The organism is Accumulibacter sp. (assembly GCF_023806565.1).
Lineage (GTDB): Bacteria > Pseudomonadota > Gammaproteobacteria > Burkholderiales > Rhodocyclaceae > Accumulibacter.
The window spans coordinates 1-8,604 of the sequence record NZ_JAMTDV010000069.1; the positions used below are offsets into that span (position 1 = coordinate 1).

Here is an 8,604-nt window from a genome sequence, read left to right on the forward strand (position 1 = left end):
ATGACGGCAACCATCCTCGACGGCAACGCGCTGGCGCAAAAGCTGCGCGCCGATTTCAAGACGCGCGCCGAAGCGCTGGCCGCCCGCGGCACCCGGCCCGGGCTGGCGGTGATTCTGGTCGGCGAAGACGCCGCTTCGCAGGTCTATGTGCGAAACAAGGTAAACGCCTGTGCGCAAGCCGGTTTCCACTCGGAGAAGATCACCTACCCGCCCGATGTCGAGCCGCAACTCGTTTTCGACAGGATCGCCGAACTCAACGCGGATCCGAAAATCCACGGCATCCTGGTGCAGTTGCCGCTTCCCCGGCATTTCGACAGCGACGCCGTGCTCAAGGCGATCGCACCCGAGAAGGACGTTGATGGTTTCCACGCCGAGAACGTCGGTGCGCTGATGCAGGGCCACCCGCGGTTCATTCCCTGCACTCCCTACGGTGTGATGAAGTTCTTCGCGGACGCCGGAATCGATCTGCGCGGCAAGGAGGCGGTGGTGCTCGGGCGCTCGAACATCGTCGGCAAACCGATGGCCATGCTGCTCATGCAGGCGAGCGCGACGGTCACAATCTGCCATTCGCAGACGCGCGACCTCGCCTTCCACACGCGCCGTGCCGACATCCTCGTCGCCGCGCTCGGCAAGGCGCGTTTCGTCACGGCCGACATGGTCAAGCCGGGAGCGGTGGTGATCGACGTCGGCATCAACCGTCTGCCCGATGGCAAACTCTGCGGTGATGTCGATTTTGCCGCGGTCAGCGAAGTCGCCTCGGCGATCACGCCGGTTCCCGGCGGTGTCGGGCCGATGACCATCACCATGCTGCTCGCCAACACGCTCGAAGCGGCGGAAAGAGAGGCTCGCTGATGGCGCCTCGGCATCCCCTGGTCGGCGTCGTCATGGGTTCCGATTCCGACTGGCCGACGATGCAGGCGGCTGCGGTGATGCTCAAGGAATTCGGCGTGCCATTCGAGGCGCGCGTCGTATCCGCGCATCGCACGCCCGACCTGCTTTTCGAATACGCAGCCGCCGCTGCCGGGCGCGGTCTGCAAGCGATCATCGCCGGCGCCGGTGGCGCCGCCCATCTGCCGGGAATGCTGGCCGCCAAGACAACCGTTCCGGTGCTCGGCGTGCCGGTGCAGTCGAAGGCACTGTCCGGGCAGGATTCGCTGCTTTCGATCGTGCAGATGCCGAAAGGGATTCCGGTCGCCACTTTCGCGATCGGTGAAGCCGGCGCCGCGAACGCGGCGCTGTTTGCCGTCGCCATGCTGGCCACCGGCGACGTCGAACTGGCCCAGCGCCTCGACGATTTTCGCCGGACGCAGGCCGAGAAGGTGATGGCCATGAAGCTGCCCGAGGTGTGAGCAGTCATCCGGACCGCCGCGGCATGGTTCTGCCGCCGGCGACGCTCGGCATGCTCGGCGGCGGCCAGCTCGGCCGCTTCTTCGTCGGCGCCGCGCACGAAATGGGCTACTCCGTCTGGGTGCTCGACCCCGACCCGCACAGCCCGGCCGCGCGCATCGCCGATCGCCACCTGCTCGCCGCCTACGACGATTACGCCGCGCTCGACGAACTGGCACGGGGCTGCGTGGCAGTCAGCACCGAGTTCGAGAACGTCCCGGCGGGAACCCTCGACTATCTCGACAAGTTCGTGATCGTCCGTCCCTCGGCGAAGGCGGTCAGCGTCTGCCAGAACCGGATCGCGGAAAAGACCTTCCTGCGCGACCACGGTCTGCCGCACGCCGATTTTGCCGCCGTACACGGCGAACACGACCTGCGCGACGCCGGCGACGCCCTCTTCCCGGGAATCCTGAAAGTCGCCCGCTTCGGCTACGACGGCAAGGGACAAGCAGTGGTAAGCAGTCGCGAGCAGGCGATTGCCGCTTACCAGCAGTTCAGGGGGGAGATCTGCGTGCTCGAACGCAAACTCGATCTCGACTGCGAAGTATCGGCGGTCCTGGCGCGCGACGACGAGGGAAATGTGCGCAGCTTTCCGATCGCCGAAAACAGTCACCGCAAGGGAATCCTCGACGTTTCCCTGGTACCGGCGCGCGCATCGTGCGAGCTGCATGCCGAGGCGGCGCACCTTGCGGCCAGGATTGCCGAGGGACTGGACTACGTCGGCACCCTTGCCGTCGAGTTCTTCGTCGTGCGCAGTCGACTGGTGATCAACGAGATGGCGCCGCGCCCGCATAACAGCGGTCACTACACGATCGACGCCTGCCTCACCAGCCAGTACGAACAGCAGGTGCGCACGCTCTGCGGCCTGCCGCTCGGCGACGCGCGTGCGCACTCGGCGGCAGCGATGGTCAACCTGCTCGGCGACCTCTGGTATGAGGCCAGCGCGACCGGCCATCGCTACCGTGAGCCCGACTGGGCCAGCCTGCACGCCTTTCCCTCGCTCAAGCTGCATCTCTACGGCAAGCATCACGCCCGGCCCGGTCGCAAGATGGGACATTTTACGGTCCTCGACAACGATCCTCTGCGTGCCCGGGAACTGGCGCTGGCTGCACGCACCGCAATCGGGATCGTCGATGCTGCCTGAAGCGGGCCAAATCGATCGGGCCGTGGCGCTGCTGCAAGCCGGCGAACTGGTCGCCTTTCCCACCGAAACCGTCTATGGTCTGGGTGCCGACGCGGCCAATCCGGTTGCGGTAGCGCGCATTTTCGCCGCCAAGGGCAGACCGGCGGATCACCCGCTGATCGTGCATCTGCCGGCCGACGGCTATCTCGATCGTTGGGCGAGCGACATTCCGCAGTTTGCCTGGGAACTTGCCGAGGCTTTCTGGCCGGGGCCGCTGACCTTGATCCTCAAACGCGCCGCGGCCGTGCCGAGCGTTGTCACCGGTGGTCAGAACAGCGTCGGCTTGCGCGTGCCGGCGCACCCGCTGGCGCTCGACTTGCTGCGCGCCTATGCGCGTGCCGGCGGCGGCCTGGGCGCAATGTGCGGTATCGCGGCGCCATCGGCCAACCGCTTCGGCCGCATCAGCCCGACCGAAGCGGCGCACGTGCGCGAAGAACTCGGCGACGCGGTCAGACTGATCCTCGACGGCGGTCGCTGCGACATCGGCATCGAATCGACGATTCTCGACCTGACCGCGGGCGACGCGCTGCCGCCGCGTCTGTTGCGCCCGGGCCGGGTGACGCCCGAACAGATCGCGACGGTCATCGGGTTCCTGCCGGAGGTTGCCGGCCGCCAGCACGCCGACGCGACGCCGCGCGTCCCGGGTTCGCTGGCGGCACACTATGCCCCGACCACGCCGCTTCGCCTGGTATCGACGACGCGCCTCGGCGGAGTGCTCGACGCCCTGCAGCACGCCGGCCACCGCTGCGCCGTGCTCTGCCATGGCCCGCTGCCGAAGGACGGCGCAGCACCGGTGCTGCGTCGCCTGCCGACCGATCCGCACGCCTACGCACAGGCGCTGTACGCGGCCCTGCGCGAACTCGACCAGGCGGCCGCCGAGCTGATCGTCGTCGAGGATCCGCCGGCAACGCCGGCTTGGGCGGCAGTGGCCGACCGGCTGCGACGGGCAGCGACAGGCTCGGGGCGCAATGAAGACAGCGACGGCTAACGCCCGAAGCGGTAGTTCCAGAGCAGATCCATGCCGGTTTCCGATCCGGCCCAGCCCACCAGGGAAAAATTCCGGCTGAGGTTGACCGTCAGCTTGACGATGCTGCCGGCGGCGGTCAGCGACTGCTCGTAACTCAACAGCATGTTCGACGACAAGCGCTTGCCGACGCTGACAATCTGACCGGTCGTCGTATCGCTGGGGCCGAAGCCCGTGGCACTGGCGATGCGGCTGCTCTGCCACTGACCGGAACCACCGAGCGTGCCGCTGCTGACGCCGAAGTCGTCGATTCCCAGGCTGCGCTGGATGGCCTTCAGCGGCCCGCCATCCTGGCCGCCGAGGATCGTCTGCGCGGCCGCCAGCAGCACGCCCGAGTCGTGGCCCCGCTGCTGATCGGGCGCGTGTCCGAGCACCAGCCACGAGAGCTTCTCGGCGTCCGGCACCTCGGGATCGGAAACCAGCCGCACGATCGGCCGCTTTGCCGTTCCGGTCACCTCGACTCCCGCCTCGACCGGCAGGTTGGGGCGGATGGCGCGGACATTGAGGCCGGGATTGTCGAGCAGGCCCTGGAAATTCAGAATTCCGCGCTCGATTTCGAGCTTCTGGCCATAGGCGTCGAAACGCCCGTCGCGGGTGCGGATCGAACCGGTCGCGCGCGGCAGGCCGCTGCCATTGGAGCGGACCCTGACGGCGCCGACCAGGCGGCTTTCGACACCGGCACCGCGAAAATGGAAGTGGCTGCCGAGATCCGCTTCGAGGTCCAGCGACAACAGCCGCGCTGGCACCGAAGGCTTCGCCTGGCCGGCGCGCTTGATGATCACGTCGTCCGACAGTTGCGGCGTGCCGCTCCGTGCCAGCTCCCAGTAGCCGGCGTCGATCTGCAGGCGCCCGAGGACGTCGAGCACGCGTTCGCCGAGCTTCAGTTCGGCGTCGCCGGAGACCAGCACCCACTGGTCCGCACGTTGCAGCACGCCGAGGCGATCGGCGTGCACGCGCAGCACGCCATCGACGTTTCCCGCGCGCAGTTCGCCGCTCACCTCGATCCGGCCGGCTCTTGCGGTCAGCGCGGCGGCGTCGATTCCCGCATCGAGTTGCAGGGTTCGCGGCAGCGGCTGCAGCTCGCTCTCGAACACCATCTCCCGAAGGTTCAGGCGAACGTCGCCGGCAGCCTCGCTGCGCAACTGCAGCAGCAGCCGGCCACGCTCGAGGCGCATGCCCTGGTCCAGCGCGCGCACCGCCAGGCCGCTGCCGCGCCACTCGCCGGTGAGGCGCGGCAGCGCCGGCGTGCCGTCGAGCAGCAGCGAGCCCGACAGACCACCGCCAAGCTGCCAGCCGTCGCCGAACAAGGGGCCGGCCCAGGCCAGATCGGGGACGTGCAGCCGCAATTCGCCGTGCCACGGTGCCTGCCGGTTGAGCAGAGAGTCGGCGGAAGCCGTCGCGCGGAAGTCGCCGGCAAGCTCGCCCAGCCGCTTGCCGCGCAGCCTGAGCTGGCCTTCGAGGCGGCCATCCCTGGCCAGCAGGTGCAGGCCGCCCTCCTCCAGACCGAGCGCGACGGCGCCGATGGTCAGGTCGCCACGATCGCGCGAGAAGCTCACGCGACCGGTCGGGATCGCAGTCCGCGAGGCTGTCGAAGGACCGCCGGCGAGGCCGCCACCACCAATTTCCCAGTCGCCGTTGATGCGCAGCGATTCGCCGTCGCCCTTCAGCGCACTCGCATCGATCCAGCCCGGCAGTTCGGCCAGCGTCGCGACCACCGGCAGGCCGCGCAGACTGCCGGCGCTCTGCCAGCGCTGTTGCTCGTAGCGCAGACGCTCCAGCCGCAACGACCAGCCGCTGCCGGCAAACTCGCCCGGTCCGGCGCTCAGGCTGCCCACCGCCAACTGCAGCGGCAGCGCGCCGGCGAGACGCACGAAGGACCTTTGCGGATCCACCAGCGACGCCAGTGTGAACTCGCCGAGCGTTCCGGTCCAGGCCGGGCCGCCGGCGTGCTCGGTCAGGCCACCGTCGAGCAGCAGGCGCAGCTCGCGTGCACGGCCCGCCGCCGGCAGGCTGAGCTGGGCGCGAAGACGGTGCTGGCTGCGCACGCCGTCGGCGTCGATCGTCAGCTCGCGCAGGGCGCTTTCTCCGGACGGCAGGTCGAACCCGGCCAGTCGCAGCTTCACCGACACGACGCCCCGGCTGCCATCGCCGAGCCGGGCAGCGAGCGCCAGCCCGCGCAACTGTCCGAAGCGAGGAGACGCCAGACGCGTCGATTGCAGGTCGGCCGACACCTCCGGCGACCGGAAATTGCCGCCGACGACGATGCGGCCATTGACGTCGCCGGCGACACCCAGCGGGTCGAGCCGGGGTGCGGTGATCGCCACCGTCAACTGATCGCCGACCGCCCCGAAAGCGCCTTTCGCCGAAAAGCGGTTGCCAGCCGCCAGCAGGTCGACATCGGCCTTGCGCAGCCGTTGCCCGGCCAGATCGATTTCGCCGTTACCGGTCAGCGCTTCGCTTCCCAGGCGACTGTGGTGCAGGTGGAAGCGCAGGGCGAGCGCAAACTGCGGAGCGCGGCTACCCTGCGCCTCGAAGTCGGCGTCGAGACGCGCTGCCGGCAGCCTGGCAAAACGGCTCGGATCGAAATTCCTGAGGCTGCCCTGCAGGGCGAACCGGCGCCCATCGACCAGTGCCACCTTGCCGCTGGCAACCAGCTGCGCGTCGTCGGCAGCCAGCCGCAGTGCCTCGACCACGAGTTCTTCCGGATCGATGGCGATCCTGCCATCGATCGCGAAATGGGCGTCGCGCAGCTCGCCCTCGACCCGCTGCCGGTGCAGGCCGACGTGCGCGCGCAGCGAACCCGCGAGCTGCGTGCGGTGCAGGCCGCCGTACAGCGCGCTCGCATCGAGCGAACTCACCGCCAGACGCAGGGCCAGTTCGGCGTCGCGCAGCTTGCCGCTGCCCCGCAGACGCCCACCGCCCGCCAGGCGAATTTCCAGATCGTCGAGGTCCAGTTCGCCCTCGCGGAAGCGCAGGCCGGTCTGCAGCGAATCGACCGGCAGCCGCTGCCGGTCCGCCGATCCCGCACGATGATTGCGCACCGTCAGACGCCCCCCCAGGCCGGCAGAGGGATCGCCCAGCGGCCGCAACTCGGCGCGCAGGTCGAGCGCTGCCTGTGGGGCGCCGTCGATCCACGCTGCCGGATCGATCGACGAAAGCCGGATCACCGCATCGACGAAAGGCTGCGCGGCAAACGGCGTGACGCGCGCCGACAGTTCCCCGGCAAAACCCTCGCCGGCTGGCGCCGCGAGCGCTCGCGCACTGCCCTCGAGCAGGAATTCTTCGAGGCGACCTTGGGCCGCCAGATCGAAAGCGACAGCGCGACCGCCCGCTTCGCCTTCAATGCCCAGCTTGGCAGCAAGGGCGAACGGCTTCTCGGCGGCCAGCGAGGCCTCGCCGACAAGAACCAGACCGGCGACGCGCGCCCGCGCCTCGCTTAGGCGATGCAGCAAGCCATCGCTGGTCCATTGCGCGCTGACCGCCTCGGCCACGGATTGCGCCTTGCCTTCGGGATGGGCGTGGTCGCCGACCTCGATCCTCCCGATCTGCAGTCGCTCGACGTCGACGGGCAGCGGCAGGCGCAGACTGTCCGGCAGCGACGTCGGCTCGCTGCCGGTCACGGTGGCAAGGCGCACGGTCGCTGCTGCCAGACGACTCACCACAAAGCGACCGCGCAACAGTTCGGCCGGGCGCCAGTCGAACTGCAGCTCCTCCGCCTGCAGATCGAGCGTCGCGTCCCGCCAGTGCACAGAGCGCAACGAAAACGACCCGGTCAGCGCGCCAGCCGGCTCGCTCAGCACAAGTTTGCCGGTGGCCAGGCTTTCGCTCATCCGGCAGGTTAGCCGCAGGCCGCCTTCGCTGCCGAGCAGCCAGACAAGCCCGGCGAGCAGCCCGAAAAGCGCGCACAGCGAGGCCAGCCAGCGTTGGTGTCGCCGGCGCGGCGCTGGCGGCTGCGGAGGGGCGTTTTCCGGCTGGCTCATCGATGGGGTTCCGCCGCCGTTCAAAACGGGATCGCCAAGGAAAAGTCCAGCCGCAGTTTCCCTTCGCGCTGGCCGTAGGCAAGATCGATGCCGAGCGGCCCGGCCGGGCTCCGCCAACGTGCGCCCAGCCCGTAGCCGACCGCGAGACTCATCGCCTGCAGGTCATCGACCGCGTTTCCCGCATCGACGAAAACCGCCGCGCCCCAGGTCGGGCTGATCCAGTGGGTATATTCTCCGCTCATGGTCACCAGGTAGCGTCCGCCGACGGTGGCCGAACCTTCCTTGACGCCGAGACTCTGGTAGGCGTAGCCGCGTACGGTGTTGCTGCCGCCGGTGCGGAAGAGAAAGTCCTGGGGAATCCCCTGCGACGACGGCGCCAGAGTCGCACCCAGTTCGCCGCGAAAGAGCAGTGCGTCGCTGGCACCGAGCGGTATTCCCTGACTGTAGCGCAGATAGGTACGAAAGAAGTTCTGGTCGGAGAGCAGTTCCTTGCTGCCGCCACCCAGTTGCAGCTGCAGCGAGATGCCCTCTGCCGGATCGAGCGGATCGACGGCGTACCGCCACGTCCAGCCGACCATCGCGGTCAGCGCCCGCGTGGTCGTCGTCGGCGCCCCCTGCGGCGACTGTTCTTCCTGCTGCCAGTTCAGGCCCAGTAGCTGCTCGATGCTGCCGCGCTTCTGCAGGCGCGTCGCGCCGACGGCGAAGCGCCGGATACCGAGATTCTCGATGTCCGAGTGCTCGATGACGGTACCGACGCCATCGCGATGCTTGTCCTCGTCCGGCGGCAGGAAGACGTCGGCGTACGCCGTCTGCCGCAACTGTTCGGCACGCACGCCGGTCTGCAATTGCCAGGCACGACCGAAGAGATCATTGTTCCGGTAGATGGCTTCGACGCGCGCGCCGGTGTTGGTGCTGTAGCCGGTGCCAAAGGTCACCTGGTAGGGCGCGCGTTCGCGCAACTGGATGCGCACCGGCGCACTCACCCAGCCGTCGTCCGCCGCCAGCTTGGCGTCATCGTCGCCACGTTCGAG

General features: G+C 68.7%; 6 protein-coding genes. 4 read left to right on the forward strand and 2 right to left on the reverse strand.

Annotation, left to right across the window (positions count from 1 at the left end; all coding sequences use genetic code 11):
* From folD to NFV80_RS08405, 4 genes are all read left to right on the forward strand, one after another.
* Positions 1–852 (forward strand): bifunctional methylenetetrahydrofolate dehydrogenase/methenyltetrahydrofolate cyclohydrolase FolD (folD, locus tag NFV80_RS08390; RefSeq protein ID WP_296758366.1); only part of this gene is annotated, 852 nt, incomplete at its 5' end.
* Positions 852–1,349 carry a 5-(carboxyamino)imidazole ribonucleotide mutase gene (purE, locus tag NFV80_RS08395; RefSeq protein WP_295330314.1) on the forward strand — a complete coding sequence of 166 codons (498 nt, stop codon included), beginning with the start codon at positions 852–854 and terminating at the stop codon, positions 1,347–1,349. The genes folD and purE, both read left to right, overlap by 1 nt.
* A gap of 23 nt (positions 1,350–1,372) precedes the next feature.
* The gene (locus tag NFV80_RS08400; RefSeq protein ID WP_296758380.1) at positions 1,373–2,530 is read left to right on the forward strand and encodes a 5-(carboxyamino)imidazole ribonucleotide synthase; all 1,158 of its coding nucleotides are present in this window, start codon (positions 1,373–1,375) and stop codon (positions 2,528–2,530) included.
* Positions 2,520–3,557: an L-threonylcarbamoyladenylate synthase gene (locus NFV80_RS08405; RefSeq protein ID WP_295330311.1), complete on the forward strand. Its 1,038-nt coding sequence runs from the start codon at positions 2,520–2,522 to the stop codon at positions 3,555–3,557. The genes NFV80_RS08400 and NFV80_RS08405 overlap by 11 nt, the downstream gene beginning before the upstream one ends.
* On the opposite strand, the gene NFV80_RS08410 is transcribed toward NFV80_RS08405, so the two are convergent.
* The gene (locus NFV80_RS08410) at positions 3,554–7,573 is read right to left on the reverse strand and encodes a translocation/assembly module TamB domain-containing protein (RefSeq protein ID WP_295330310.1); all 4,020 of its coding nucleotides are present in this window, start codon (positions 7,571–7,573) and stop codon (positions 3,554–3,556) included. The two genes, NFV80_RS08405 and NFV80_RS08410, sit on opposite strands and share 4 nt — an antisense overlap.
* A gap of 20 nt (positions 7,574–7,593) precedes the next feature.
* Positions 7,594–8,604, reverse strand: a 1,011-nt coding sequence (locus tag NFV80_RS08415) for a BamA/TamA family outer membrane protein (RefSeq protein WP_296758369.1), incomplete at its 5' end; no start/stop codon positions are given.

Excerpts from the sequence above, each read along its gene's own strand:
- NFV80_RS08410 (WP_295330310.1), bottom strand. The coding sequence starts at position 7,573 with ATGAGCCAGCCGGAAAACGCCCCTCCGCAGCCGCCAGCGCCGCGCCGG.
- NFV80_RS08405 (WP_295330311.1), top strand. The coding sequence starts at position 2,520 with ATGCTGCCTGAAGCGGGCCAAATCGATCGGGCCGTGGCGCTGCTGCAA.
- purE (WP_295330314.1), top strand. The coding sequence starts at position 852 with ATGGCGCCTCGGCATCCCCTGGTCGGCGTCGTCATGGGTTCCGATTCC.
- NFV80_RS08400 (WP_296758380.1), top strand. The coding sequence starts at position 1,373 with ATGGTTCTGCCGCCGGCGACGCTCGGCATGCTCGGCGGCGGCCAGCTC.